The sequence below is a fragment of the Sphingopyxis sp. MG genome (genome assembly GCF_002953155.1).
Taxonomy (GTDB): domain Bacteria; phylum Pseudomonadota; class Alphaproteobacteria; order Sphingomonadales; family Sphingomonadaceae; genus Sphingopyxis; species Sphingopyxis granuli.
In genome coordinates, this window is the sequence record NZ_CP026381.1 from 65727 (window position 1) to 91880 (window position 26154).

General features: G+C 67.0%; 22 protein-coding genes and 1 tRNA gene. 14 read left to right on the forward strand and 9 right to left on the reverse strand.

Annotated features, from left to right (window positions below):
- Window positions 1-17 precede the first annotated feature (17 nt).
- Window positions 18-1142: a DUF3667 domain-containing protein gene (locus C3E99_RS00345; RefSeq protein ID WP_076073638.1), complete on the forward strand. Its 1125-nt coding sequence runs from the start codon at window positions 18-20 to the stop codon at window positions 1140-1142.
- A 91-nt stretch (window positions 1143-1233) separates the two neighbouring features.
- Window positions 1234-1554 carry a DUF1801 domain-containing protein gene (locus C3E99_RS00350; protein WP_156482931.1) on the forward strand — a complete coding sequence of 107 codons (321 nt, stop codon included), beginning with the start codon at window positions 1234-1236 and terminating at the stop codon, window positions 1552-1554.
- Window positions 1555-1659: 105 nt separating this feature from the next.
- Here the strand turns inward: C3E99_RS00350 and C3E99_RS00355 are convergent, their stop codons facing one another.
- Entirely contained in the window at window positions 1660-2583 is a 924-nt protein-coding gene (locus C3E99_RS00355; protein ID WP_076073643.1) for a crotonase/enoyl-CoA hydratase family protein, read from the reverse strand.
- Between the two features lie 431 nt (window positions 2584-3014).
- Between C3E99_RS00355 and purC the strand changes: the two genes are divergently transcribed.
- Window positions 3015-3791, forward strand: coding sequence for a phosphoribosylaminoimidazolesuccinocarboxamide synthase (gene purC, locus C3E99_RS00360; RefSeq protein ID WP_067105320.1), 777 nt, complete (start codon window positions 3015-3017; stop codon window positions 3789-3791).
- Window positions 3792-3891: 100 nt separating this feature from the next.
- Window positions 3892-6786 carry a M16 family metallopeptidase gene (locus C3E99_RS00365; RefSeq protein ID WP_104959282.1) on the forward strand — a complete coding sequence of 965 codons (2895 nt, stop codon included), beginning with the start codon at window positions 3892-3894 and terminating at the stop codon, window positions 6784-6786.
- 298 nt (window positions 6787-7084) lie between these two features.
- On the opposite strand, the gene C3E99_RS00370 is transcribed toward C3E99_RS00365, so the two are convergent.
- From C3E99_RS00370 to C3E99_RS00380, 3 genes are all read right to left on the reverse strand, one after another.
- Window positions 7085-7513 (reverse strand): addiction module antidote protein, encoded by a 429-nt coding sequence (locus C3E99_RS00370; protein ID WP_067105322.1) that lies wholly within the window; start codon window positions 7511-7513, stop codon window positions 7085-7087.
- A 222-nt stretch (window positions 7514-7735) separates the two neighbouring features.
- On the reverse strand, window positions 7736-8218 hold the full coding sequence (gene bfr, locus C3E99_RS00375) for a bacterioferritin (protein WP_067105323.1): 483 nt from the start codon (window positions 8216-8218) through the stop codon (window positions 7736-7738).
- 99 nt (window positions 8219-8317) lie between these two features.
- Window positions 8318-8491, reverse strand: a complete 174-nt coding sequence (locus tag C3E99_RS00380; protein ID WP_067105324.1) for a (2Fe-2S)-binding protein — start codon at window positions 8489-8491, stop codon at window positions 8318-8320.
- Between the two features lie 204 nt (window positions 8492-8695).
- Between C3E99_RS00380 and purS the strand changes: the two genes are divergently transcribed.
- Together purS and purQ are read left to right on the forward strand one after the other, a co-directional pair.
- Complete coding sequence (purS, locus tag C3E99_RS00385; RefSeq protein ID WP_067105325.1) at window positions 8696-8926, forward strand: phosphoribosylformylglycinamidine synthase subunit PurS; 231 nt, start codon at window positions 8696-8698, stop codon at window positions 8924-8926.
- Between the two features lie 27 nt (window positions 8927-8953).
- Window positions 8954-9619 carry a phosphoribosylformylglycinamidine synthase subunit PurQ gene (gene purQ, locus C3E99_RS00390; protein WP_067105326.1) on the forward strand — a complete coding sequence of 222 codons (666 nt, stop codon included), beginning with the start codon at window positions 8954-8956 and terminating at the stop codon, window positions 9617-9619.
- On the opposite strand, the gene C3E99_RS00395 is transcribed toward purQ, so the two are convergent.
- Both C3E99_RS00395 and C3E99_RS00400 read right to left on the reverse strand, forming a co-directional pair.
- Complete coding sequence (locus tag C3E99_RS00395; protein ID WP_076073648.1) at window positions 9581-9979, reverse strand: hypothetical protein; 399 nt, start codon at window positions 9977-9979, stop codon at window positions 9581-9583. The genes purQ and C3E99_RS00395 overlap by 39 nt on opposite strands.
- 6 nt (window positions 9980-9985) lie before the next feature.
- Complete coding sequence (locus tag C3E99_RS00400; protein ID WP_076073651.1) at window positions 9986-10747, reverse strand: queuosine precursor transporter; 762 nt, start codon at window positions 10745-10747, stop codon at window positions 9986-9988.
- A 72-nt stretch (window positions 10748-10819) separates the two neighbouring features.
- Between C3E99_RS00400 and C3E99_RS00405 the strand changes: the two genes are divergently transcribed.
- Window positions 10820-10896, forward strand: a tRNA-Arg gene (locus C3E99_RS00405).
- Window positions 10897-11075: 179 nt separating this feature from the next.
- Here C3E99_RS00405 and C3E99_RS00410 read toward each other — a convergent pair.
- Together C3E99_RS00410 and C3E99_RS00415 are read right to left on the reverse strand one after the other, a co-directional pair.
- The gene (locus C3E99_RS00410) at window positions 11076-11747 is read right to left on the reverse strand and encodes an alpha/beta fold hydrolase (protein WP_076073654.1); all 672 of its coding nucleotides are present in this window, start codon (window positions 11745-11747) and stop codon (window positions 11076-11078) included.
- Between the two features lie 117 nt (window positions 11748-11864).
- Complete coding sequence (locus C3E99_RS00415; protein WP_076073656.1) at window positions 11865-13565, reverse strand: DUF885 family protein; 1701 nt, start codon at window positions 13563-13565, stop codon at window positions 11865-11867.
- Between the two features lie 461 nt (window positions 13566-14026).
- Between C3E99_RS00415 and C3E99_RS00420 the strand changes: the two genes are divergently transcribed.
- The 6 genes from C3E99_RS00420 (at window position 14027) to C3E99_RS00445 (ending at window position 23710) form a co-directional block, all read left to right on the forward strand.
- Window positions 14027-16870, forward strand: a complete 2844-nt coding sequence (locus tag C3E99_RS00420) for a TonB-dependent receptor domain-containing protein (RefSeq protein WP_158682036.1) — start codon at window positions 14027-14029, stop codon at window positions 16868-16870.
- A gap of 83 nt (window positions 16871-16953) precedes the next feature.
- Entirely contained in the window at window positions 16954-19191 is a 2238-nt protein-coding gene (locus C3E99_RS00425; protein ID WP_076073662.1) for a S9 family peptidase, read from the forward strand.
- A gap of 1 nt (window position 19192) precedes the next feature.
- A complete protein-coding gene (locus tag C3E99_RS00430) occupies window positions 19193-20866 on the forward strand; it encodes a DUF885 family protein (RefSeq protein ID WP_083674962.1) in 1674 nt (557 codons plus the stop codon).
- 8 nt (window positions 20867-20874) lie between these two features.
- Entirely contained in the window at window positions 20875-21354 is a 480-nt protein-coding gene (locus tag C3E99_RS00435; RefSeq protein WP_067105356.1) for a DUF3830 family protein, read from the forward strand.
- 12 nt (window positions 21355-21366) lie between these two features.
- On the forward strand, window positions 21367-22266 hold the full coding sequence (locus C3E99_RS00440; RefSeq protein WP_067180816.1) for a bile acid:sodium symporter family protein: 900 nt from the start codon (window positions 21367-21369) through the stop codon (window positions 22264-22266).
- A gap of 139 nt (window positions 22267-22405) precedes the next feature.
- Window positions 22406-23710 carry an NAD(P)/FAD-dependent oxidoreductase gene (locus C3E99_RS00445; RefSeq protein WP_076073666.1) on the forward strand — a complete coding sequence of 435 codons (1305 nt, stop codon included), beginning with the start codon at window positions 22406-22408 and terminating at the stop codon, window positions 23708-23710.
- Window positions 23711-23833: 123 nt separating this feature from the next.
- Here the strand turns inward: C3E99_RS00445 and C3E99_RS00450 are convergent, their stop codons facing one another.
- Window positions 23834-24304: a MarR family winged helix-turn-helix transcriptional regulator gene (locus C3E99_RS00450; RefSeq protein WP_076073668.1), complete on the reverse strand. Its 471-nt coding sequence runs from the start codon at window positions 24302-24304 to the stop codon at window positions 23834-23836.
- 81 nt (window positions 24305-24385) lie between these two features.
- Here C3E99_RS00450 and C3E99_RS00455 point away from each other — a divergent pair, with 81 nt between their 5' ends.
- Window positions 24386-26125, forward strand: coding sequence for a DUF885 domain-containing protein (locus tag C3E99_RS00455; protein WP_076073671.1), 1740 nt, complete (start codon window positions 24386-24388; stop codon window positions 26123-26125).
- The last annotated feature ends 29 nt before the right edge of the window (window positions 26126-26154 follow it).

Here is a 26154-nt window from a genome sequence, read left to right on the forward strand (position 1 = left end):
GCTGCTACGAAGGCGCGATGAGCGGGGATATCGAAGGCATCGGGGCGGCGGTGACGGCGGGGCTGGCGAGCCGCGCGATCGAGCCGCGGCACGGCGGCGCAGGCGGCGGTCACGAAGGCACGCGCTGCCTCAATTGCGGCACGACGCTCGTCGGGTCGCATTGCCATCGCTGCGGGCAGAAGGCCGACGTCCACCGCAGCTTCGGCGCGATCGGGCACGACCTCGTCCACGCCATCTTTCATTTCGAGGGCAAGCTGTGGAATACGCTGCCTTTGCTCGCCTGGCGGCCGGGCGACCTGACGCGCCGCTATATCCACGGCGAGCGCGCGCGCTTCATCTCGCCGCTCGCGCTGTTCCTGTTCGCGGTCTTCCTGACCTATGCGGTGCTGTCGATGGTCGGCGCGGGCGGCGGCGTCGGCGAAGAGATCGCGCGCGCGGCCGCCGAACAGACGCGCTCCAACGCGATCCGTTCGAGCCTGCAGGACGAGGTCGAACGGGTCGAGACGCGCCTCACGGACAAGAGCTTGCCCGCCGCCGAACGGCGGAAGTTGGAGAGCGAACGCGACACGCTCCAGAAAAGCGCCGACTATCTGGGCGTGGCGCGCAGCCTGACCCGCGAGGAGCGCGCGGCCGGCCCGCCCGTCCTCGCCGATCCGGTGCAGCAGGTCGCGACCAGCGCCAGTTTCGCGACGCGCACGAAGGCCGATACCGGGATTCCCGCCATCGATCACGGCCTGGATAAGGCGATCGCGAACCCTGGACTGCTCTTCTACAAATTGCAGGCCAATGCTTACAAGTTCGCCTGGGCGCTGATCCCGCTGTCGCTGCCCTTCATGTGGACGCTGTTCCCGTTCAGCCGCCGCTTCCACATGTACGATCATTTCGTCTTCGTGACCTATTCGATCAGCTTCGTGCTGCTGCTGTTCGTCGTCGTGCGGCTGCTCAACCTGACGCTGATCGGCGAGGTCGCGACGCTCGGCGCGATGCTCTATCTGCCCTTCCACATGTACCGGCAGCTTCGCGGCGCCTATCGCCTGCCGACCGCCGGTGCGCTCCTGCGCACGGCGCTGCTGCTCTTCTTCAGCTTGTTCGCGGCAATCAACTTCATTTTACTGCTGCTCGCGCTCGGGCTGATGGGCTAGGATCGGGGCATGGAGAATGAGGACAGCAGCGCGTCGGACCTGATCGACGCCCGGATCGCCGCCCTCGGCGGCTGGCGCGGCGCTGGCGCGCATGCGCGCCCTGATCGCCGAAGCAGAGCCCGAGGTGGTCGAAACGGTGAAATGGCGCAAGCCGTCGAACCCGCTCGGGGTACCGGTCTGGGAGCGCGGCGGCATCCTGTGCACCGGTGAAGTCTATAAGGACAAGGTCAAGCTGACCTTCGCGAAGGGGGCATCGCTCGACGATCCGGCGCGGCTGTTCAACGCCAGCCTCGACGGCAACACGCGCCGCGCGATCGACCTGTTCGAGGGCGATTCGATCGACGCGGCGGCGTTCAGGGCGCTGGTGCGCGAGGCCGTGGCCGCCAATGCGGCGAAGAAACCGCGGGGGTGATAGTCGACCGGTGGGCAAGGCCCTGACTTCGATGGCTCTGGATTGACCGGTTCGTCATTGCGAGCGGCGAAGCCGCGCGGCAATGACGAGGCCTTCCAACCGCGTCTAGCTATACGGCGGCGCGTCCTCGAACTCGGCGAACCACGGATAGTCGTTCGCGACGCTGGCGGTGAAGTTCGGCGGGCGCTTTTCGAGGAAGCTGGTCACGCCTTCGGCCGCGTCGGGGCTGCGGCCGCGCGCGAAGATGGCGCGGCTGTCCCAGCGGTGCGCGCTCATCGGATGCGGCGCGCCGAGCATGCGCCACAGCATATGGCGGGTCAGCGCGACCGACACCGGCGCACTGTCGGCGGTCATCTCGCGCGCCTTGGCGATCGCGGCGTCGATCAGGTCGCCGGGCGCGTGGACCGACTGGACCAGCCCTTTTTCCCGCGCCTCCGCGGCACCGATCAGCCGCCCCGAAAAGCACCAGTCGACCGCGGTCTGGATGCCGACGAGGCGCGGCAGGAACCAGCTCGACGCGGCTTCGGGGACGATGCCGCGCCGCGCGAAGACGAAGCCGTAGCGCGCCGTCTCGCTGGCGAGGCGCGCATCCATCGCCAGCGTCATCGTCGCGCCGATGCCGACCGCGGCGCCGTTGATCGCGCCGAGCACCGGCTTCCTGCTGTCGAAGATGCGCATCGACACGCGCCCGCCCGAATCGCGGATCAGCGGGTGCGACCAATCGATCGTGCCGTCTTCGGCGACCGGGCTTGCCGCTACCCCGTCGGGCAGCGTCGCCGCCTTGTCGGTGCGCTTGTCGTAATCGAAGGTCGCGGCCCCCTGGCCAAGGTCGGCCCCCGCGCAATAGGCGCGGTCGCCCGACCCGGTGAAGATCACCGCGCGCACCGCGTCGTCGGCGTCGCACTCGTCGAGCGCGGCGACGATCTCCAGCATCATCTGGGTGGTGAAGGCGTTCATCCGGTCGGGCCGGTGCAGCGTCAGCAGCGCGATGCCGTCCTGCTTGTCGAGGCGAATCTGGTCGAAGCTCATATCACTCTCCTTGGGGCTCGGGACATGGTTGCAAGCGGGACGGGTGAAGGCAAGCGCTAGTTGACGTGGACGTAAGCGTAAACCCGTGCAGCCTGCCTGCGCGGCCGGTTCGGGACCGGGCTCATCCTTTTCTTCGACAAGGAACCGTTCCCCGGCGAAAGCCGGGGTCCAGATGGTGCGGCGCTGCCCCGCGTGGACCCCGGCTTTCGCCGGGGAGCAGGTCGGGCCTGCCTGAGCGGCATACGGACCTGATGCGTTCGGGGTGACGGGCGCGAGGCACGCATCTTTCTACCTTTCCGCCCCGGCGACGCGAGGGATGACGCGCCGCGACTTTGCCGCTATAGGCCGCCTCGTCGCCCCGGCGCCGCGCCTCGCCTGAGTCGCTTGTCGCCGGGGTCATTCTTTTGGTTCCGGCAGAAAGTGTTTGCGCCATGGCCCGTCGCCGCCAGATCTACGAAGGCAAAGCGAAGATCCTCTACGAAGGCCCCGAACCGGGCACGCTGATCCAGTATTTCAAGGACGACGCGACCGCTTTCAACGCGCAGAAGCGCGGGACGATCAACGGCAAGGGCGTGCTCAACAACCGGATTTCGGAGCATGTCTTCACGCTGCTCGGCAATATCGGCGTGCCGCATCACTTCATCCGCCGGCTCAACATGCGCGAACAGCTGATCCGCCAGGTCGAGATCGTGCCGATCGAGGTCGTCGTGCGCAACGTCGCTGCGGGTTCGCTGTCGAAGCGGCTGGGGATCGAGGAGGGGACGCAGCTTCCCCGCACGCTGATCGAATATTGCTTCAAGGACGACGCGCTCGGCGATCCGCTGGTCGCGGAGGAGCATATCGCCTGCTTCAACTGGTGCAGCCAGGACGAACTGCACGACATCCAGGACCTGGCGATCCGCATCAATGATTTCATGAGCGGCATGTTCGCGGCGGTCGGCATCCGCCTGATCGACTTCAAGCTGGAGTTCGGGCGCCTGTGGGACGGCGACTACAGCCGCATCATCCTGGCCGACGAGATCAGCCCCGATGGCTGTCGCCTGTGGGACATGACGACGAACGAGAAGCTCGACAAGGACCGCTTCCGCCGCGACCTCGGCGGCGAGGTCGAGGCGTATCAGGAGGTCGCGCGGCGGCTGGGGCTGATGCCCGAGGGCGGAGATACCGCGGTGCTCGACCTGGAAAGCCATCGCAAGAAAAAGGGATAGTCCGCGGTTCGCGGCGGGCGGCGGACGCCGTTCGTCGAAGGATCGCGCGGCCGGCGCTTCCGCGGCTTGACGGGCGGGAAATCGCGGCCAGAACGGACGCATGACGCTTCGCCTGATCCGGCGCGCTTCGGCCGCGCTGTCGCCCCTTCTCCTGCTTGTCGCTCTCGCGCCGCCGACTTTCGCGCGCGCCGATGGCGCGCCGCCCGCCGCCTCCGCCGCCGTCAATCCGCACACCGACGCAGCGCGCGCGTGGAATTTCGCGGCGAGCGACATAGCGGTCGATCCGAACATTGTCTTTGGCGTGCTGCCGAACGGGATGAAATATGCGCTGCTGCGCAACACGACGCCGAAGGACAGCGTCGTGATGCGCCTGCGCTTCGACGTCGGCAGCTTCGCCGAGGCCGACGACCAGCGCGGGCTCGCCCATTTCCTCGAGCATATGGCGTTCAACGGATCGACCCATGTGCCCGAGGGAGAGATGGTCAAGCTGCTCGAGCGCAAGGGGCTGGCGTTCGGCGCCGATACCAACGCCTCGACCGGGTTCGACGAGACGATCTACAAGCTCGACCTGCCGGGCGCCTCGGACGATCTGATCGACACCGGGCTGATGCTGATGCGCGAGACGGCGAGCGAACTGACGATCGACCCGGCGGCGGTCGACCGCGAACGCGGCGTCATCCAGTCCGAACGGCGCGCCGGCGACAATTACCAGCGGCGCAACACGCTCGATCATTTCGCCTTCCTCGCGCCGGGCATGACGATCGCCGACCGCTTCCCGATCGGAACCGAGGCGGTGATCCGCACCGCCACCGCGGCGCGCATCCGCGACCTCTACGACCGCTATTACCGGCCCGAGCGCGCGACGCTGGTGATGGTCGGCGATTTCGACCCGGCGGCAGTCGCGGCGAAGATCGAGGCGCGCTTTTCGGACTGGGCGGGGCGCGGCCCCGCCGGGCCCGATCCCGATATCGGCACGATCGACTATGCGCGGCCGTCCGCCGCCGACGATTTCGTCGACCCGGCGGTCGCCGATACCGTGACGCTGGCGATGTTCAAGCCGTGGGTCGAAGAGGCCGATACGCGGGCGAAGCGTGCCCGCTCGCTCGCCGAATCGGTGGGCGAGGCGATCGTCGGCCGCCGGCTGTCGAAGATCGCGCTGCGTGAGGATTCGCCGATCGTCGGCGGCTCGTTCAGCGAGGCAGCGGGCTGGAAGGTCTTCGACCAGATCACGCTGAGCGCGGTCGCGAAGGAAGGCGCGTGGCGCGAGGCGCTCGCCATCCTCGAACAGGAATATCGCCGCGCGGTCGAGCACGGCTTCACTCAGGCCGAGGTCGACGAACAGGTCGCGATTCGCCGCACTGCGCTGCGCAACGCGGTGGCCGGCGTCGACACGCGGCGCAGCGCTACGCTCGCCGACACGCTGATCAAGGCGGCGAAGGGCGATTTCGTCTTCGTCCGCCCCGAAACCTCGCAGGCCTTGTTCGAACAGGTCGCACCGACGCTGTCGGCCGCGGCGGTCGCCGACGCCTTCCGGGGGCGCGTCGCGGGGATGAGCGCGCCGCTCGCGCGCGTGACGTCGAAGACGGCGATCGAGGGGGGAACCGATGCGATCCTCGCCGAACTGCGCGCCTCGCAGCAGGTCGCGGTGGCCCCGCCGGCCGAGGCGGCGACCGCCGCCTTCGCCTATCAGCATTTCGGCACGCCGGGGACGGTGGTCGCCGACGACCGCGTCGAGGATCTCGGCATCCGCCGCGTCCGCTTCGCCAACCATGTGATGCTGAACATCAAGCGGACCGATTTCCAGAAGGATCGCGTCTATCTGTCGGTGCGCGTCGACGGCGGCGACCTGCTCGCGACGCGCGACGACCCGACGAAGGTGGCGCTTGCCGGGTCGCTCTCGCTCGGCGGGCTCGCCGCGCACAGCCTCGACGAACTGCGCAGCATCCTCGCCGGCCGGACGGTCAGCCCCAGCTTCGGCAGTGGCACCGACGCTTTTGGCGGCAGCGCACTGACCTCGGCGGAGGATTTCGCGCTGCAGGCGAAGCTGATGGCGGCTTTCGTGACACATCCCGGCTATCGCGCCGACGGGCTCGCGCTGATCCGCCGCTACCTGCCGCAGCAATATGCCGCGAACGATGCGACCGCCGCGGCGGTGATCGCGCGCGACGCCGCGGGCATCGTCGCCGACGACGATCCGCGTGCGCAGACGCCGCCGCTCGACCGGCTGATGAGGCTCGACTGGTCGCAGCTCGAACCCGCGATCGCCGACAGCCTGGCCCACGGCGCGATCGAGATCGGCGTCGTCGGCGACATCGACGAACAGGCGGCGATCGACGCGATCGCGGCGACCTTCGGCGCGCTGCCCGACCGCCGCGCCGCCTTCGATCCGCGCACCACGGCGCGGGTGCGGCATTTCGCCACCGACCGCAGCGAACGCACGCTGATCCACAAGGGCCCCGCCGAGCAGGCCGAGCTGCGCGTCTATTGGCCCGCCCGCGACGACAGCGACCTGGCCGAGGCGATGCGGCTCAACCTGCTCGCGCGCGTGATGCAGCTCGAACTGGTCGAGGAGCTTCGCGAGCGGCTGGGCGAGACCTATAGCCCGGGGGCCGGCGCCAGCCTGTCGGACGAATATCCGGGATTCGGCTATCTGGTCGCGGCCGGCAATGTTGATTTCAAGGATCTCGCGACGACGCGCGCCGCGATCTTCGCCATTGCGAAGGCGCTGCGCGACAAGCCGGTCGACGCCGACATGCTCGACCGCGCGCGCCGTCCGCTGGTCGAGGCGATGACCAGGGCGCGACGCGAGAACAGCTATTGGCTCGCCTATGTCGCCGAGGCGACGAGCCGCGCCGACCGCCTCGACCGTAGCCGCAACGGAATCGCGGAAGTCGAGGCCGCGACCCCCGTCGATCTGCAGGCGCTCGCGCGGCGTTATCTGGTCGACGACAAGGCGCTGGTGATCCGGGCGGTGAGCGACAAGGCGGGGTCCTGATCGGGGGACTGGTTCGAATCGGGCGCCGATCGCCTCCCTTCCCGCTTGCGGGAGGGGTGGGGGGGAGGGCCGGCGGCCTTGCGTCGGTTGGCATCCCCTTTCGACAAGTAGCTGTTCCCCGGCGAAAGCCGGGGTCCACGCGGGGCAACGCAATGCCATCTGGACCCCGGCTTTCGCCGGGGAACAGGCCCTTACGTGTGTGAAGGATATATACGCCCCTGCGTCTGCCCACCCCGCCGCGGGTAGCGAGCAAGGTTCGCAACTCTTGCTGTCCCGCTCGCAAGCGTGGGAGTTCGATTCAGCCTCCCCCGACGCTTCCCGGCGCTCTGGCGCGCAGGAAATTGCCGAGTGCGACGAACAGCATTTCGCGGGCGTCGCCGCCGAGCATCTCGCCGCTCAGCCAGTCGAACTGCGCGCGGTTGCCGCGCGCCACGGCGCCGATCATCGTCGCGAGCAGCGCCTCGTCGAAGCTGACGCGCGGGCAGCAGGGCGGGGCAACCGCGAAGGGATCGGGCCAGATCTGGCCAATCGCCTCGACCACCAGCCGGTAACGCCGCGCGGCGAGCACATTGCCCCAGCGCCGTTCGAGTTCGGGCATCGGATCGCGCTCGCTGCGGCGGCAGAGAATGCAATAGCGCAGCGCGAGCACGGCCTGCGCGGCGTCGACGGGCAGGTCGCGGACCAGCGGTTGCGCGGTAAGCCGGCGAACCAGCGTGCTGCTTTCCATGGTGCCTCCCGTCGCGGCCCGGTCGCCTTGCAGTCCTCCCGCCGGGTCCGAAAAAGGTGCCGGCTGCCGCTTTCGCAGCAGCCGGCAGGAGGTGACTGCCTCACCGTGCTATTGAGAATTAATCGCAAATACAAGCAAAAAAAGAGGCACCATGAAGGTGCCTCCGATTCTCGCGGAAATCCGTGCCGGAGGCGCCTTCGCGGCGCCTCCTTGCGGGATGCGTCAATCGTCGCCGGCGGGCTTCGACTGGAGTTGGACGTAATTTTCCATCCCCATCCGCTCGATCATCTCGAACTGCTTCTCGAGTTCGTCGACATGATGCTCCTCGCTTTCGAGGATGTCGGCGAACAGGTCGCGGCTGACATAGTCGCGCACGCCCTCGGCATGGGCGATCGCGTCCTTGAGTAGCGGGATCGCCTCCTCCTCGAGCGCGAGGTCGGCCCTCAGTATCTCCTCGACCGTTTCGCCGACGCGCAGCCGGCCGAGCATCTGGAAGTTGGGCAGGCCGCCGAGGAAGAGGATGCGGTCGGCCAGCTTGTCGGCGTGTTTCATTTCGTCGATCGATTCCTCGCGCTCGAAATGCGCGAGCCGCGCGACGCCCCAATTGTCGAGCATGCGATAGTGCAGCCAATATTGGTTGATCGCGGTCAGCTCGTTCTTGAGCGCCTCGTTGAGGAAATCGATGACCTTTTCGTCGCCCTTCATTTTCTTGTCCTGTCATTGTCCGGGTGGGATGGCGGGCGGCATCATAGCCGCCCGGACCCGGTCAGGCCAAGGCTAAAAAGGACGGAAATCCAAGGAAAATCAGGCAGTCGCCGCAGCGTCGCTGATGATATTGCGAGCGAATGACAGGCACTGGCCGCACTTGGGTTTGCGACCCAATTGCGCATAGGCGGCCTTGGCGCTGCGCAACTCGCCGCTCCGCGCCACATCGCGCAGTTCGCGTTCCCTTATTGCGTTGCAGACACAGACGACCATGTGCGAATCCCTCTCAACAACTCTCCCTCTAGAGATAGTGCGAAGGATTCGCAACAGCAAAGATGCGACTGGTTCGCAATCCCGGTTCGTGGCGCGCCGCGGTTCTTTCGCTCGCCGCCCTCTTTCGCCGCCCCTTGCCCGCGCGGCGATTCGCGGGCATAGGCGCGGTCCTTCTCCCACGCTGCTTCGCAAAGGTCCGCCGCCATGAAAGTCCAGGTTCATGTGACGCTCAAGCCCGGGGTGCTCGACCCGCAGGGCAAGGCGATCCACCACGCGCTCGAAGGGCTGGGCTTTGCGGGCGTCGAGGACGTTCGCGCCGGCCGCTTCATCGAACTCGACGTCGCCGACGACGTGACCGACGCCGACCTCGACGCGATGTGCGCGAAGCTGCTCGCCAATACCGTGATCGAAAACTACCGCATCACCCGCGCCTGACCGGCCGATATCGAAGGAGCCACGCCCATGAAGACCGCCGTCATCGTCTTTCCGGGCTCCAACTGCGACCGCGACATGGCGGTCGCGCTCGAAACCGTGACCGGCCGCGCGCCGGCGATGGTCTGGCACCGCGAGAGCGAACTGCCCGCGGGCACCGATTTCATCGCGCTACCGGGCGGCTTTTCCTATGGCGACTATCTGCGGTCGGGCGCGATGGCGGCGCGCTCGCCGATCCTGCGCGCCGTCGCCGAGGCCGCGGGGCGCGGCGTTCCGGTGCTGGGCGTCTGCAACGGCTTCCAGGTGCTGACCGAGGCACAGTTGCTGCCCGGCGCGCTGATGCGCAACGCGGGACTGAATTTCGTCTGCCGCAGCGTGCGGCTGACCGTCGAGAACAGCCAGTCGCTGTTCACCGCCGGCTATCGCGCGGGCGAGACGATCACGATCCCGGTGGCGCACCACGACGGCAATTATTTCGCCGACGATGCGACGCTCGACCGGCTCGAGGGCGAGGGGCGCGTCGCCTTCCGCTATGCCGATGCGGTCAACGGATCGGCGCGGCGGATCGCCGGGGTGCTCAACGATGCCGGCAATGTGCTGGGCATGATGCCGCACCCCGAGCGCGCGATCGACCCCGCGCACGGCGGCACCGACGGCCTAAGGCTGTTCGAGGCCGCGCTCGGCGTCCTCGCCTGAGGCAACCGGATCGAGCGCTTCGGGCGCATCGCCGCGTGGCGGGTGCAGCCAGCGCCCGACGAGCAGCAGGATCGTCGGCCAGAACATCGTGTTCCAGATGTCGTGCCAGTGCGCCGCGTCGGGCTGGACCGCGGCGTCGCTCGCCTCGACCGTCATGTCGAGCCATTCGCCGCCGCACGCCATCGCGAGCACCGCCAGCCAGGCGACGAACCAGCCGCCGCGCCAGCGCCAGATCAGCCGGACGAGCAGGAAGAGCGCGAGGCCGAAATAGATGTGCAGCGCATCCTTGTCGAGCCCGGTCGCCTCGATGACCGAGACCTTCCGCGCCTCGAACAGCGAGGCCAGTTCGATCAGCGTCATGCCGGTTCAGCCTCTGGCGCCGAAGGGATTGAAATCGGTGCCTTCGTCGAAGACGTCGACGCCCTCGCGGCGCTTCAGCGTTCCGACCACCCAATAGGTGAGGGGGGTCAGCGCGGCTTCCCAGCCCGTCTTGATCAGCCATTGCGACAGCACGACCTGCATCAACTGGTCGGGCGGCCATCCGGCAAGCCCGTAAAAGGCGAGCGGGTAGAAAATCAGGCTGTCGAGACCCTGGCCGACGATCGTCGACCCGATGGTGCGCATCCACAGGAAGCGCCCGCCGGTCCACAGCTTCATCCGCGCGAGAACATAGGAGTTGGCGAATTCGCCGGCCCAGAAGGCGGTCATCGAGGCGATGACGATGCGCCAGCTGTTGCCGAAGACGAATTCGTAGCTCGCCTGGCCGGGCCAGCCGTCGGCGGGGGGCAGCGCGACGACGACCCACGCCATGAAGGCCATGAAGGCGAGCGCGGCGAAGCCCGTCCAGATCACCCGCCGCGCGCGTGCATAGCCATAGACCTCGGTCAGCACGTCGCCGATGATGTAGCTGATCGGAAAGAAGAGGACGCCGGCGCCGAACGCCCACTGGCTGCCGTCGGGCATCGGGATGTAGCTGGGTTTCGAGGCGCCGATGATGTTCGACAGCAGCAGGATGGCGACGAAGGCCGCCATCACCAGGTCGTAATAGCGGAAGTGCCGGACGCTGGCGGCGCTGACCTGGGCGGGCCGGGCCGAAGCGGCCGAAGGGGCGACGGGGGAGTCGGGCATGGCGTTGCTGCTTAACCTGCTTTGCGCGATGCGCAAACCACGCTATGCGCCAGCGGGCGCCGACCGCGCCGCGCGCCCGTAGCTCAGCTGGATAGAGCACCCGCCTTCTAAGCGGGTGGTCGCAGGTTCGAATCCTGCCGGGCGCGCCACATTCTCTTGGCCGTCGATCCCCCTGCCGTGGGTTCTGTCGCGACTTCGAATATTCGCGCGACCTCGCCTGGCTGGGCCGGACCGATGGTGGCGTCGACGCGCTGGCGCGTATCGACCGTGCGCCTGTTCGTGTCGAGCCGATCCCCTTTGCCGGTCAGCGATCCCCAAGCGCTGCGGTTCAACCATTCGCGAGGTGCCGGAACGCCGCCTCGAGCGCCGCCATGAGCCGCGCCGGCCGTTCCAGAGGTATCAGATGGCCGGTCCGATCGATGATCGTCATCGTCGATTGCGGGATATGCTCGTGCAGCGTCACGCTTTCCTCGACGGACCTCAGCTCGTCATTGGCTGCGGCGACGACGAGCGTTGGGCACCTGATCTCGCCGAGGCGCGCGGTGTCGTCGTCGCGGCGGAGCCGGGACTGGCGATCGAAGACGTCGCCGCCCAGGCGGCTGCTCATCTGCTGGACGCGCGCGATCAGTTCGTCGCTGCGATGCGCCGGATGAAGGGAGCGGCTGACCGCGCCGCGGCTGAGTTCGCGAAAGCCCGTCCGGCCCAGCTGCGCGGGCGCGCGCGGGGCGCTGCTGCGGGACGATGTCGCGATCAACGCAAGGCCAAGGACCCGTTCCGGCGCCCGATACGCGATCTGCCGGGCAACATATCCACCCATCGAAAAGCCGACCAGCAGGGTGGGTTCGGTCATCGACCGAACGGCGCGGTCCGCCATCGCCTCGATCGAACCGTCCTGCGTCGTATCGGCATCGACGATATGGCCGAGCCGTGCAAGGCCGGGACGCATATCGCTCCACAGGTCGGCGTCGAGCATGAAGCCGGGAACGAGAAGAATATCCATCGGCCCGCTTTGGCACGGCCGATGCCCTTCGTCACCAGCGCGACGCGCAGTACCCCATTACCACGCCCCGGGGGCGCGGTTTCGGCTGCGCCCTCCGCTGCGCGGGTGGTGCGGCCGTCAGTGTGCGCTGCCACTCAGCGTCGACAGCGGGACGTGCCGCCAGAGCTGGCGAATCTCGTCGTCGTGGCCGGTGAGGTCGTACCGCAGCAGCGAGACCGGCAGGCGGCCGGTGTTCATCAGATAATCGTGATAGTCGCGGATCGAGAATTTGTCGCCGAGCTGCCGCTTGCGGTCGACGAGCAGCTTCTGCAACTGCATCGCCCCGATCGTGTAGGTCATCCCATAGCCGGGGGGACGGCGGATATAGATGCCCGCGTCGACGCGCGCGACATTGTCGTCGAGATAGGGCGTCCATTCCTTCCAGAAATTCATCGTCTGCTCGACGCTCATCTCGTTGCGCTGCATCTTCACGTCGCCGATCGTGCGCGCGGCGCGGAACAGGCCAAAGATGTAGATGAGCTCGCGCGTCCGCGGCCGGTCGTCGAACAACCCGAGCTGGAGCGCGGTTTCCTCGAGGTAGAAGCCCCACCCCTCGGTCCGCCCGCTGTCGCTGACGAGGCGGCGGATCGGGTGCGTCACGCGTTTGCCCGTCATGCCGTCGAACCGGTGCCCCGGGAAGGTGGCGTGAAGATGGTCGGGCGAGGCGTCGCGGAACTGCACCTGTTCCCAGAACATCGGGCCGTTCGGCCGGACGATCCATGGGGCGTTGAAGCCGACCTCCTGATAGCTATCCGGAATATAGTCGGGGATCGAGATGATCTCCTCGTCGCGCAGCCATTTGCGGATCTTGGCGTCGGTCCCGGCGAGCTGAGCCTCATATTCCTCGGCCGATCCGGGCAACTGCAGCTCGGGCAGATTGCGGTTGCGGTGCCGCTCGGTCGTGTAGTTCGCCCAGTGCCGCTCGAGCTCGCGCTCGGCGAGCGTGACGATCTGGTCCGAATCATAGGGCATCAGCCGGACGTTCTTCAGGAACCAGTCATAGGCGGGCTTGCCGACGCCGGCCTGCGCGGTCATCGTCGGCCGCGATGCGACGAGCCAGTCGCGAAAGCCCGCGATCGCCTTTTGCGCCGCGTCGATGTCCCCCACCAGTGCGGGCTGCTGCGTCGCGGCGCGTCCGCGCAGGTCGGCGAACCAGCCGATCAGCCCCTCGGGCTCCACCGCGCGATAGGGCATGCCGTGACCGACGCCGTCGCCATGCGACAGGCTGTGGATCGCCAGGTCGGCATAATCGGCGGCGACCGAATCGAGATTGACCCGCGCCTGCGCCAGATAGGCGGGAATGGTCCGCAGCCGCGCCCGGAACGCCGTCAGAGCGTCGCCCTTCAGCGGCAGGTCGGTATAGGCGAGGCGCTGCAGCTCGTCGACATACATGCCCGGATCGCGCGCCCACGGCTTGGTGACGTTGAGCGTGAAGTCCATCAGGTCCATCTGCGCGCGGACGGCCAGATAATCGACCTGCCGGTGGCGGTCCCAGCGCGCGACCCCGAAATCGTGCAGCTTCGCCTGAAAGGCGCGCAGCTCGGCGCGGCGCTTCTCGACGGTGGCGGGGCTGTAATCCACCACGCCGTTCACGGCTGTGGGCGTCTTCCATTCGGTGAAGGCGGCGAACAGCGTGACGAGATCGTCGTAGCTGCCCTGGCCGTCGGGCGGGCCGTCGGGACCGGGCGCCGCCTGCTGGGTGGCCGCCGCGGCTACGGGGATCGGGCTGCTCGCGCCCGCCAGCAGCGCCGCGATGGCCAGGATGGATGCCTTGCGCATGGATCGTCTCCTCCCGTGTATCTGCCGTGACCGGGCCGGCAGTTTCAATTTAGTTCTAAAAACGCGTGAATTTGGTTATGATGTAATGCTTGTGGCGCGAGGTCAAGAGACCATTTTCTGCTGGGCGACGGCATCGGCGGCGGCCGGCGAATTGCAGACGCCGCAGCAGGCAGCGGGCGACCGCGATCGTGGCATGGACAGAGCGATCTTTCCAATACATCTTTATATATCAGCATATTATCTGCTTCTCACCCTTCGGCAGAGTGAAAAGGGTCTCTCGTCCGGGAAGGCTGCTTGCTTCAAAAGTGACAGTTTTCACATTTTTTTATGGCGCGGAATTGACTGTCGCTTCACATTATGCTCAAAATCACGCAACTGTTCACGGGAATGGCGGTAATCAATGCCGGCGACCGTGGAAGTCACAGACGGGTTTCCAGTTCGGGGAGTTTAGGAGCATGGATATGAAGCGGGTTGCAGGCATTCGGGCGGGATTGCGGGGCGGATCGGCGCTCTTCCTGTCGATGGCGGTAATGGGGACGGCCATGGCCCAGACCCCGGTTTCCGAAAATGACGGCATCGCCGACGACAGCGCGGGCATCGTCGTCACCGGGTCGCGCATTCCGCGCCCCGACGTCGATTCGAACAGCCCGGTCAACGTGGTCGGCGAGAGCGAGATCAAGCTGGCGGCGACGGTCGAGAGCGAGCAGCTCCTCAACGCGCTGCCGCAGGCCGTCTCGGGGTCGGGCGCGCAGTCCAACTCCGGCAACGGGTCGGCGACGGTCAACCTTCGCAACCTCGGCGCCGTGCGCACGCTGGTCCTCCAGAACGGCCGCCGCATCGTCGGCGCGTCGCAGGACGGCGTCGTCGACCTCAACATGATCCCGCCCTCGCTGGTGTCGCGGGTCGAGGTCGTCACCGGCGGCGCTTCGGCCGTGTACGGTTCGGACGCGATGGCGGGCGTCGTCAACTTCGTCACCAAGGACGATTTCGAGGGACTCGAGATCGGCGGCTCCTACGGCATCAGCGACGAGGGTGACGCGCAGCGCTACAACGTCGACCTGACCGTCGGCGGCAATTTCGCCGACGGCCGCGGCAATATCGTCTTCCACGGCAGCTATTACGATCGTGCGATGGTCAAGGGCGCGGCCCGCGATCATGCGGTCGTCTATCTGGCCGACGCCATCGTCGACGGAAAGCCGGTGCTGATCCCGTCGGGCAACGGCGTGACGCCGCAGGGCACGATTTTCAGCCCGCAGCTGGTCGGCCTCACCGATCCCTATGGCAACACCATCGGCACCGCGGGCATCTTCTTCGCGCCCGAGGGATGGCGCGCCTATCGCGCGAGCGACGGGTTCAACGACCGTCCCTATACCAATCTGCAGATGCCGATGCAGCGCTGGCAGGGGTCGGTCATCGGTCATTACGACGTGACCGACGATGTCACGGCCTTCTGGGAAGGGTCGTACGTCCACAGCAAGATCAACTCGACGCTGGGCGCCGTGCCGATGAGCAGCTCGGGCTTCATCCCCGGGTTCCAGCTCGACCTGCGCAATCCCTATCTCGCGCCGACTCTGCGCGATTTCCTGAGCGCCAACATGGATGCCGACGGGGATAATCTGGTTCCCGTGAACATCAACCGGCGTCTGCTCGATGGCGGGTCGCGCACCAGCGACCAGACGCGCGATTTCTATCGCTTCGTCGTCGGCCTGCGCGGCAATCTGACCGACCGGCTGAAGTGGGAGGTCTTCTACAACCAGGGCGAGACCAAGGTGACCGACGTCCAGGGCGGCGGCGTGCTCATCGACAATTTCGCCAACGGCTTCCTGACCGATCCGACCGATCCCTACAAGTGCGCGGTCGCCGATCCGAAGTGCGTCGTTCTCAATCCCTTCGGCCTCAATTCGCTGACGCCGGAGATGATGAACTATATCTACACCGACCTCACCAACATCACGACGATCCGGCAGAAGCAGGCCGGCGCGAGCGTGACGGGGTCGCTCTTCTCGCTGCCCGCCGGCGACGTCGGCATCGCGCTGGGCGCGGAATATCGCAAGGAAAGCTCCGCCTTCGATCCCGATCAGCTCTATGTGCAGGGCAAGGCGCTGTCGCGTGCGGCGGGGCTCAGCCCGACCGCGGGATCGTTCGACGTCTCCGAACTCTATGGCGAGCTCTATGTGCCGATCCTCGCCGACATGCCGGGGATCCAGCTGCTCGCGTTCGAGGGCGGCCTGCGCTACTCCGACTATTCGACCGCGGGCGGGGTCTGGTCGTACAAGCTGGGCGGTGAATATTCGCCGTTCCGCGGCCTGAAGCTGCGCGGCCTCTATCAGCGCGCGGTGCGTGCGCCGAACGTCGTCGAACTCTATTCGGGTGCGACGAACACGGCGCCGCAGGCGGTCGACTTCTGCAACGCGACGCCCGAGCGCACGGCGGCGGAGCGCGACTTCTGCGTCAACTCGCTGGGCGTTCCGGGGGCCGTCATCGACGTGTTCCAGCAGGAAAACCAGCAGATCCGCGCGATCACCGGCGGCAATCCGAACCTTCAGGAAGAAACCTCGGACACTTGGTCGGTCGGCGCGGTGGTTCGTCCCGACTTCGTCCCGAACCTTCAGTTGACGGTGGATTATTACAATATCCGCATCAAGGACGCGATCGGATCGTTCGGCGGCGGCCTGCAGTCGGTGATCAACGCGTGCAATGCCAACATGTCGATGAGCAACATCTTCTGTCAGCCGCTCAGCAAGCGGACCCCCGACGGTCAGCTCTATGACGTTGCGCTGCTCAACGCGAACATCGCCAACATGAAGGCGTCGGGCATCGACTATCGTATCGACTACCGGCACAGCCTGGGTTCGGGTAGCCTCAGCTACTATCTGGCGGGCACCTATCTGATCGATTCGATCACGCAGGGCAGCCCGATTGCGAACCCGGTCAATTGTGCCGGCTTCATCGGCGGCGGCAGCTGTTCGACGGCCAACCCCAAGTGGCGCTTCACGCAGCGCCTGACCTGGGAAGTCGACAAGCTGCAGCTTTCGCTCCGCCACCGCTTCATCGGTTCCGCGAAGGATGGTCGAATCGCGGGAGCAAAGGCTTCGGGCGCGGCGATTCCCTTGCTCGCCGTGCCCGAAACCGGCGACGTCCATTACTTCGACCTCAGCGCCAACTATGACGTGATGGACAATTTCAGCTTCTTCGCGGCGGTCGACAATCTGTTCGACCGTGATCCGCCCTACTACCTCTACGAGCGTGAAACCTACGACGCCATCGGTCGCCGGTTCACGATCGGGTTCCGGGCGAACTTCTGAGTGGAAAGGCACCGGCCGCGGCGGCATCATTCCGTCGCGGCCGGGCCGCCGTGCGAAGTGCGTTCAAGCTGGGGTTGCGATAGATGAACGAGATGGGTCTGTTCCGGTCGGTCGGCGTTGCGCTGGCGTTGGCTCTTTCCTCGACGGCGGCAAGCGCGCAGGATCGTCCCGCACCGCATGCCCCCGTCCACGGCGGCGCGAAGGTGGCGGGGACGTCGCTGTCGATCGACGAACTCTATCGCACCAAGAGCCTGATCGGAACGACGCCCGAAGGCTATAGCTGGGCGGCGGACGGTGACACGGTGTTGTTCCTGTGGAACGACGAAGGTTATAGCTTCCGCGACATCTGGTCCTATTCGGTCCGGACGGGGAAGAAGACGCGGCTCACCTTCCTGGGCCGCGACAGCAAGCCCGAGGCCGAGCAGAAAGGGATCGCGCAGGCGGTCGCGCTCGACCGGGGGCGGGTGGCGTTCACGCTGGGCGGACAGCTTCATATCCGCGAGGCGAACGGCACGGTCACGCCGGTCGAAACCGACAAGCAAGCGGTTCGCAAGCTTGCCGTGTCGCCCGACGGCACGCGGCTGGCCTTCATTTCGGGCAACCCCGTCGATACGCGCAATCGCGTGACGCTGGGCGGCGTGCTCTGGGTCCGCGACGTCGCGGCGAAGGGCGGCAATGCCGCGCGCCGCGTCGCGGGGGACGACGATCCCAAGGTCTATATCGGCGATTTCCAGTGGTCGGCCGACGGCAAGGCGATCGCCTTCGAGCAATCCGACGACCGCGCCATGCCCGAGCGCGACATCTATTATTACGCCAAGGGCGGCTTGCAGAACAATCGCGTCATCCGGGCCTTTCCGGGCGACGAGACAACGAAGGCCACGGTCGGCGTCGTCACCCTCGCGTCGGGCGACGTGCGCTTTTTCGACCGCCCGAACGCCAAGGATCATATCTGGGACTATGGCGTGTCGAACGACGGCAAGCGCCTGTTCGTCAGCGGCTCCGACATGGAGGCGAAGGAACACAGCATCTATGTCTTCGACGTCGCGAGCGGGACGCGCGAAACCTTCTATCAGCTGCGCGAGGCGAAGCATCTGCGTCCCGACTGGAAGGTCGCATGGGCGCCGCGCGACGACGGGCTGATCATCCTGACCGACCGTGACGGCTGGCTGCACCTCTATCACCAGCGCGCCGCGGGCGAAGCGCCGCGCCAGATCACGAGCGGCCGGTGGGAGATCGAATCCTTCGCGGTCGACGGCAAGCGCGGCCAGCTCTATTTCACCGCGAACGAATCCTACATCCCCGACCGCCAGCTCTATCGCGTGCCGGTCGCGGGCGGTGCGATCGAGCGGTTGAGCGGCGCCGCGGCCGGAACGCACCAGCCGGTCTATTCACCCGATTTCCGCCATATCGCCGACTGGTACAGCAACGACACCACGCCGCCCGAGCTTTTCCTGATCGACACGGCGAAGCCGGGCAAAGCGGTGCAGGTCACCAAGTCGCCGCAACCCGAATTCTATACCCAGACCTGGGCGAACATCGGCTATGTCGAGTTTCCGAGCCATGTCGACGGCACCAACCTTGTCGCGCGGCTGAGCCTGCCCGCCAACTACGACCCCGCGAAACGCTATCCGGTGATCGTCGGCTCGGTCTATTCGGATGCGGTGCGCAACCAGTGGGGCGGCCGCCGCGCGCACCCGACCTGGGGTCTCGACCAATATTTCGTCGCGCAAGGCTATATCGTCCTCAACGTCAATATCCGCGGATCGTGGGGGCAGGGACGCGACCACAACCAGACGCAATATCAAAGCTATGGCGAGACCGACATCAACGACCTGGAAAGCGGCGTCCGCTATCTGGTCGAGAAGGGCTATGCCGATCCCAGGCGGATCGGCATCTGGGGGTCGAGCTATGGCGGGCTGATGACGATCATGTCGCTGGCGAAGAAGCCCGGCGTCTATGCCGCCGGCATCGCCGGGGCGCCCGCGACGAACGTCTGGCACGCCTATCCGTCGCAGATGTGGATCATGGGGCCGCCCGACGGCGCCGACATGCCGGCCCGCTACGAAGCGCAATCGGCGCTCTATCAGGCCAAGGGCATCAAGGACCGGCTGATGATCATCCACGGAACGCGCGACCCGGTCGTGCTCTATTCCGACACGATCGCGCTGATCGAGGGGATGATCCAGCGCGAGCAGATGTTCGAACTCGTCACCCTGCCCGGCGCCAACCATGCCTGGGCCAGCGACAACCTGCCGCAGGCGCGTTTCGCCTTCAAGAAGATGGTCGATTTCTTCGACCGCAATGTGAAGAACAGGGAGTGACATGCTGCGGCGTGCGATTTCCCTGATGATCGGCGGCGCGGCGCTGCTGTCGGCAACGGGCGCCGCGGCGCAGGCCGAGGTGCAGGCGCTGGGCGCCGACTTCTGGGCGTGGCGCGCCACGACCCAGCCGGCGACGAGCGACGACATTCCGCGGATCGTGCGCCCCGAAAAATGGACGCCCGACTGGTCGCCCGCCGCCGTCGACGCCCAGAAGCGGCAGCTCGCGGCGTTCGAAACGCGGTGGAAGGCGCTCGCGCAGGCGCCGCAGTCGGTCGGCGAGACGGTCGATTACCGGCTGGTCGGATCGGCGCTGGCGCGCGTGCGCTGGGAACTCGACCATGTCGCCGCGTGGCGGCGCCAGCCGCATTTCTATGTTGCGCAGGCGCTGAACCCGATCTTCGAACTGCTGTTGCCGCCGCCGCCGCTCGAACGGGCGCGGATCGACGACGTCATCCGGCTGCTCGGCCACGCGCCGGCGACTCTTGCTGCGGGCAAGACCAATCTCACCGACATGCGCGGGCCGTTCGTCGACGCCGCGCTCGCGCAGGTCGCGCAGGTCCCGTCCAGCCTGAACGGCATGGTCGCCGGCATCGATCCGCACGCGACGCCGGGCCAGCGCCGGCAGCTCCGCACCGCGGCCGACAAGGCGATCGCGGCCTTCGCCGATTTCGAAGCCTTCCTGAACGCCCGGCGCGCCGGCTTGTCCGATGCGACCGCGGTCGGCCGCGACAGCTATCGCTATTTCCTCGGCAGCGTTGCCCTCTATCCCTATTCGCCCGAGGAACTGCAGGTGATGGGGCGGCAGGAATGGGCGCGCTCGGTATTGTTCGAGGAACTCGAGCGCAACCGCAACGCGGGGCTGCCCGAACTGCCGATCGGCGCATCGATCGACGCGGTGACGGCGAAGCTCGACGCCGACGAACGCAAGGTCCGGGCCTTTCTGCGCGACCGCAAGCTGCTGACCGTGCCCGAATGGGTGGGCCATTATAACGCCCAACCCTTTCCGGCCTATCTGGCGCCGATCGGCTGGCTGGGGCGGACCTTCGACCTGACGAGCCGGACGCGTGTCGGACAGAATGCGACCGTCTATCTTCCCGAACCGTCGCCCGGGCTCGGCTATTTCAACCTGTCGATCACCCGCGATCCGCGCCCGATCATCGTGCACGAAGGCGTGCCCGGCCATTTCTTCCAGCTCAGCCTGGGCTGGAAGCATCCGAACCCGCTGCGCCGCCACTATTACGACAGCGGCGCGAACGAGGGGACGGGCTTCTATGCCGAGGAGATGATGCTTCAGGCGGGCCTATGGGCCGGCGCGCCCCGGACGCGCGAGATCATCTACAATTTCGCCCGGCTGCGCGCGCTGCGGGTCGAGGTCGACGTGAAGCTGGCGCTTGGCGACTTCAGCATCGCCGAGGCGGCGGACTATCTGGAAAAGATGGTGCCGATGGACCGCGCCACGGCGGAAGAGGAAGCGGTCTTCTTCGCCGCCGCGCCGGGACAGGCGATCAGCTATCAGATCGGCAAGATGCAGACGGCGGAATTCCTGGCCGAGGCGCGGGTGCGCGAGGGCAAGGATTTCGACCTCAAGCGCTTCCACGATTATCTCTGGCTCAACGGCAATGTGCCCATCGCGCTCCAGAAGCAGGAGTATCTGGCGATGGTGGACGGGAAATAGGGAGCGCCATGCGTATTATCCGACTGACCGAACCGCAGTCCGGCCTGTCCGCGCGCTGCCGCCTGATCGAGGATGCGGCGCCCGAATCGGCGGCCTTCCTGTGGGACCTCGCCGAACGCCGCGCGGCGTTCGAAGCCATGCATGCGATCTGGACCGGCCCCGAGATCTCCGTCCCGATGCCGGCCAGCACGCTGCCGGCCGGGATGGCGCAGCCCGCCATCCCGGCCGAGAACGCGACCTCCTATCCCGAGGCGGGCGACATCGTCCTCGCCTATCTCGCCGCGGGCAGCACCAAGGGGCTGCCGCCGGGACCCTTCTACGACATCGGCCTCTTCTATGGCGGCGGCGGGCGCCTGCTGATGCCCTTCGGGTGGATCCAGGCGAATGTCTGTGCCCGCATCCTCGACGAGGATCTGGCCAAGGCGCAGGCCGACTGCCGCGCCATCCGGCGCAACGGCGCCTGCACCCTGACGATTGAAACCGCCTGAGGACGCCCGCCCATGACCTATGACGATCTGATGTCCTTGCTGGGCAACTGGCTGCTCCCGGGATCGCTGGTAGCGATCATGGTGTCGATGGGCCTGTCGCTGACCGCCGACGATTTTCGGCAGGTATTCCGGAACAAGCGCGCGCTGATCTTCGGCGTCTGCTCGATGCTGGTCGTGCCGCCGCTGATCGGGCTCACGCTCGCGCTGACGGTGGTGCCCACCGCGGCGCTCGCGGTCGGCTTCGTCCTGCTCGCGACGACCCCCGGCGGCATGTTGTCGAACCTGTTCACCGACATGGCGAAGGGCGATCTGGCGCTGTCGATGTCGATGACGCTGATCCTCAGCATGATCTATATCTTCGTGGTCCCCTTCTACGCGCATTTCGCGCTGCTCCATTTCATGGGGCTGGAGGCGGACGTGCAGGTGCCGCTCGCCTCCTTCTTCTGGGACATCTTCTCGATCACGGTGCTGCCCGCGACGGTGGGCTTCGCGATCCGCGCGTGGCGGCCCGATTTCGCGATCTGGTTCAAGCGCTACCTGAAGAATGCAGCGACGATCGTCCTGTTCAGCTCCTTCGGCGTGATACTCTACGACCAGGTTCCGGTGCTGCGCGAGAATCTGGGGGCGCTGTTCTGGATCACGGTCGCGCTCAACCTGACCATGGTCGTCGTCGTGATGACCATCGTCCGCTTCGCCGGCTTCTCGCGGCGCGAGAATGTCGCGATCGGGATCGAGCATCTGATGCGACAGGAAGGCACCGCGATCTTCATCGCCGTTTCGATCGTCGGCAACAACGAGATGTCGTTGCCGATGATCATGAACACACCCGTGGCGCTTTGTTTCGTGCTGCTCTTCGTTGCCATCGCGCGGCGGACGGGGCGGTCGGAGCAGGGCGTTCCAGCCACGATCTGAACCATAGCAAGATAGAGCGCCCGGCAAACGGGCGAGCAGGAAAGTTCGCAGTTATGACAGTGTCCCGAGTTGTGGGCGTCGCGACGGGGTCTCTCCCGCTCGTCGCGATGGGCACCCTCTTCGTCGCTTCGACGGAGCGATGATGCAGCATCGATCGATCTCCCGCGCCGCTCGCAAGGATAGTGTCACGAGCCCGCTGTGGACGGCGACCGCCGCCCCGGGGCCCGCGCTGGCGCCGTTGTCGGGCCATGTCGAGAGCGACGTGCTGGTCGTCGGCGGCGGCATCGCCGGAACCGCGACGGCGCTCCATCTGGCCGAAAAGGGTGTCCCGGTCGTGCTGGTCGAGGCGGGCCAGCCGGGCGACGGCGCGACCGGGCAGAGCGGCGGACTCGTCGCACCCGACTATATCCGCCATTCGCCCGATTCGGCGCGACAGGCGTTCGGCGCGGAGGACGGCGAACGGCTGAACCGGATGATCGGCGCCTCGGGCCGCTTCGTCTTCGACCTTATCGCGCGGCACGCGATCGATTGCGATGCGCGCCCGGACGGCTTCTACACGCCCGCGCACACCGAGGCGCTCGCCGACAATCAGCGCCGCTCCGCCGACCAGTGGCGGTCGCGCGGCTATGCCGTCGATTTCGTCGAGGGCGCAGAGGTCCGGCGGCTGTTCGGCACCGACCGCTATTGCGGCGCGCTACGCTTCGGCGACGGCGGCAGCCTCAACCCGCTCGGCTATGTCCGCGGCCTTGCCCGCGCGGCCGAGCGCGAAGGCGCGCGCCTGTTCGCGAACAGCCCGGTCGCCGCGCTCGAGCGGACGACGGACGGCTGGCTTTGCCGCACGCCCGGCGGGACGGTGCGCGCGGACCGCGTCGTTCTGGCTGCCAACGGCGGCAACGGTGCGCTGCACCCGGCGATGCGGCGGACGACCCTGCCGCTGCACGTCTTCCAGTTCGCGAGCGCGCCGCTCGACGAAGCGCAGCGTCGGGCGATCCTGACCGAAGGGGGCGCCTTCACCGACAAGGTCCCCTATCTGTTCACCGCGCGGCTCGACGGGCAGGGGCATCTGGTCTCGGCCTTTCCCGCGTCCTTCCTGATCCGCAGCGATGCCGCGCTCTATCGCGAGGCCCGGCGGCGGCTGGCGCAGCATTTCGCGGCGATGCCCGATCCGCAGATCGATTTCCTGTGGCGCGGCCTGGCGTGGGTGAACACCTCCTTCCTTCCCGAGGTCTATGATCTCGGCGAGGGGGCGATCGCCATTCAGGCCTGCAACGGCCGCGGGATCGCGACCAACAGCGTGCTGGGGGCGGAGGTGGCTGCCATGCTGGCGACGGGCGATCGCACGGCGCTTTCGGTGCAGCCGCGCGCGCCGGCGCCGGTGCGCTTCCATGCCGGCGCGGCGTGGCTGCCGAAGCTGCTGATGTCGATGGCCTATCTGTCGAACTGAGGCATGGGCGATCCGGGGTCGATCGACGTTCAGCTCTGGCCCGCAAACAGCGGCGCCATCGGAATGCTGAACTCCGGCACCGGCAAAGTCGCCATTTCCGCCTCGCTTGAACTGCGCCCGCCCCTAGGGCGCCAGCGGTTCCAGATTGTCGTGAAGCCGGCCGAGCAGCGCGATCAACTGCTCGAATTCCTCGGCCTTCAGCCCCGCGATCAGATGGGCATAGATGGGTGCGGTCGCCAGCCGCGCCTCGGCCAGCCGCGCTTCGCCACCCGGGGCGAGCGCGACCAGCGTCACGCGGGCGTCCTCGCGGCTCGGCGTGGCGGTCACCAGTCCGGCCGCGGTCATCCGCTGGATGATCCGTGTCATCGTCGACAGGTTGATGACCGCCGCCTGCGCGATCTCGCGCGCGCCGCGCGGCGATTCCTCGCCGAGGATCATCAGGACGCGCCAGCCTGGAATATCGAGGCCGATCGCGCGCAGCCGCGCATCGATGATGCTGTTGTACCGGCTGACCAGCCGGTTGAGCAGATAGAAGGGGTATCGATCGACCCGAAAGGCGGTGTCGCCGGGGTTCCCCGACTGAAAGACGTCCATGACCGCCGCTTTAGCTCAAAGCTCTTCGGTTTCAATCCGCCGCGTCCCGGTGCGGCGCCGTTCCCCTGAAAGGAATTCGCCATGGCTCCTGCAATCCCCACCCCGATCCGGCGCTGGTGCCGCGTCGTAGCGCTGTGCGGAGGAGCCCTGCTGCTGGGCGGGGCCGCGACACCCGACCTGCCCGACCTGATCGATCGTTACGAGCATTTCGCGGAAGACTATCCGATGGAGGCGGGGCGCTCCGATCCGTCGCGGGCGCGGGTCGGCTGGCCCGACGAGACGCCGGCGGGCATGGCGGGGCGCAAGGCCGAGCTCCAGCGGATTGCCGCAGCGCTCGATGCGCTCGACGATGCGGCGCTGACCGACGAAACGCGCGTCGATCGTGCCTATCTGCGCCAGCTCATCGCCTGGCGGGTCGAAGGGATAGACTTCGACGAACGGCGCTTCGCCTTCGTCGCGCATGAAGGCTTCTACAACACGCCCTATTCGCTCGCGCGCGGCCTGACCCTGCGCAGCGAAGCCGATGCGCGCGCGTGGGTGGAGCGGATGCGCGGCATTCCGCGCTATTTCGCCGAGCAGCGCGCCAACCTCGCGCGCGGGGTGGCGTCGGGCTGGACGCACCCCGCGGTCGTGATCGACGTGGGGGTGGCGATCCTGCGCAACCAGATCGCGCAGCCCGTGGCCGAGGACCCGATGCTGGAGCCGCTCAAGCCCTATCCGGCGATCGCGGCCGAGGCGCAGCGATTGATCGAAACGGACATCCGGCCGGCGCAGCGCGAGGCGCTAGCCTATATCGACGGCCCCTATCGCGCGAAGGCGCGCAAGGAACTGGGTATCGCGGCCGTGCCGGGCGGGCGGGCCTATTACGACTTCCTGCTGCGCTATTATACGACGACCGACCTGACCGCCGAGCAGATCCACGAAATGGGGCTGGCGGAGGTACGCCGGATCCGCGCCGAGATGGACAAGGTCATCGCCTCGACCGGCTTCGAGGGGAGCTTCGCCGACTGGCTGCGCTTCCTGCGCACCGACCCGCGCTTCTATGCGACGAGCCGCGAAGGCCTGATCGAGAAATATGCTGCGGCGGCCAAGCGCATCGACGGCGTGCTGCCGCGCTATTTTTCGGTTCTGCCGCGCCAGCCCTTCACGATCGTGCCGGTGCCGCGCGAGCTGGAAGAAGGCTATACGACCGCGCGCGGCGGCGGCGGCGGCGATTTCGAAAAGGGCTTTGCCGGGACCTTCGTCGTCAACACCTCGCATCTCGACCAGCGGCCGCTGTACGAGGTCCCGGCGCTCAGCCTGCACGAGGCAGCGCCGGGGCACCACACGCACGGCGCGCTCAACAACGAGAACAAGGCGCTCCCCGGCTTCCGCCGCGCCCGCGATCTGCTGGCCTTCCGCGAGGGATGGGCGCTCTATGCCGAACGGCTTGGGCACGAGATGGGCGTCTATCGCGATGCCTATGAGACCTTTGGCAGCCTCTCGACCGAGATGTGGCGCGCGTGCCGCATGGTCGTCGATACCGGCATCCACGTGATGGGCTGGAGCTATGACCGGGCGCGACAGTGCTTTGCCGAGAATACGGCGCTGGCCGACATCAACATCGACACCGAACTCGCGCGCTATATCGGTGCGCCGGGGGGCGCGGTCGCCTACAAGGTCGGCGAACTCAAGATCGTCGAGCTGCGCCGCCGCGCCGAACAGGCGCTGGGCGACCGCTTCGACATCCGCGCCTTTCACGACCTGATCCTCGCGCAGGGGCAACTGCCGATGACGATGCTGGAGGCGAAGGTCGACGCCTGGATCGCGGCGAAACGTTAGGGTCGTCCCATTCCGGTAGATGCGGCATA

Coding starts and splice junctions, on each gene's coding strand:
- C3E99_RS00345 (WP_076073638.1), top strand. CDS start 18: ATGAGCGGGGATATCGAAGGCATCGGGGCGGCGGTGACGGCGGGGCTG.
- C3E99_RS00350 (WP_156482931.1), top strand. CDS start 1,234: ATGCGCGCCCTGATCGCCGAAGCAGAGCCCGAGGTGGTCGAAACGGTG.
- C3E99_RS00355 (WP_076073643.1), bottom strand. CDS start 2,583: ATGAGCTTCGACCAGATTCGCCTCGACAAGCAGGACGGCATCGCGCTG.
- purC (WP_067105320.1), top strand. CDS start 3,015: ATGGCCCGTCGCCGCCAGATCTACGAAGGCAAAGCGAAGATCCTCTAC.
- C3E99_RS00365 (WP_104959282.1), top strand. CDS start 3,892: ATGACGCTTCGCCTGATCCGGCGCGCTTCGGCCGCGCTGTCGCCCCTT.
- C3E99_RS00370 (WP_067105322.1), bottom strand. CDS start 7,513: ATGGAAAGCAGCACGCTGGTTCGCCGGCTTACCGCGCAACCGCTGGTC.
- bfr (WP_067105323.1), bottom strand. CDS start 8,218: ATGAAGGGCGACGAAAAGGTCATCGATTTCCTCAACGAGGCGCTCAAG.
- C3E99_RS00380 (WP_067105324.1), bottom strand. CDS start 8,491: ATGGTCGTCTGTGTCTGCAACGCAATAAGGGAACGCGAACTGCGCGAT.
- purS (WP_067105325.1), top strand. CDS start 8,696: ATGAAAGTCCAGGTTCATGTGACGCTCAAGCCCGGGGTGCTCGACCCG.
- purQ (WP_067105326.1), top strand. CDS start 8,954: ATGAAGACCGCCGTCATCGTCTTTCCGGGCTCCAACTGCGACCGCGAC.
- C3E99_RS00395 (WP_076073648.1), bottom strand. CDS start 9,979: ATGACGCTGATCGAACTGGCCTCGCTGTTCGAGGCGCGGAAGGTCTCG.
- C3E99_RS00400 (WP_076073651.1), bottom strand. CDS start 10,747: ATGCCCGACTCCCCCGTCGCCCCTTCGGCCGCTTCGGCCCGGCCCGCC.
- C3E99_RS00410 (WP_076073654.1), bottom strand. CDS start 11,747: ATGGATATTCTTCTCGTTCCCGGCTTCATGCTCGACGCCGACCTGTGG.
- C3E99_RS00415 (WP_076073656.1), bottom strand. CDS start 13,565: ATGCGCAAGGCATCCATCCTGGCCATCGCGGCGCTGCTGGCGGGCGCG.
- C3E99_RS00420 (WP_158682036.1), top strand. CDS start 14,027: ATGAAGCGGGTTGCAGGCATTCGGGCGGGATTGCGGGGCGGATCGGCG.
- C3E99_RS00425 (WP_076073662.1), top strand. CDS start 16,954: ATGAACGAGATGGGTCTGTTCCGGTCGGTCGGCGTTGCGCTGGCGTTG.
- C3E99_RS00430 (WP_083674962.1), top strand. CDS start 19,193: ATGCTGCGGCGTGCGATTTCCCTGATGATCGGCGGCGCGGCGCTGCTG.
- C3E99_RS00435 (WP_067105356.1), top strand. CDS start 20,875: ATGCGTATTATCCGACTGACCGAACCGCAGTCCGGCCTGTCCGCGCGC.
- C3E99_RS00440 (WP_067180816.1), top strand. CDS start 21,367: ATGACCTATGACGATCTGATGTCCTTGCTGGGCAACTGGCTGCTCCCG.
- C3E99_RS00445 (WP_076073666.1), top strand. CDS start 22,406: ATGATGCAGCATCGATCGATCTCCCGCGCCGCTCGCAAGGATAGTGTC.
- C3E99_RS00450 (WP_076073668.1), bottom strand. CDS start 24,304: ATGGACGTCTTTCAGTCGGGGAACCCCGGCGACACCGCCTTTCGGGTC.
- C3E99_RS00455 (WP_076073671.1), top strand. CDS start 24,386: ATGGCTCCTGCAATCCCCACCCCGATCCGGCGCTGGTGCCGCGTCGTA.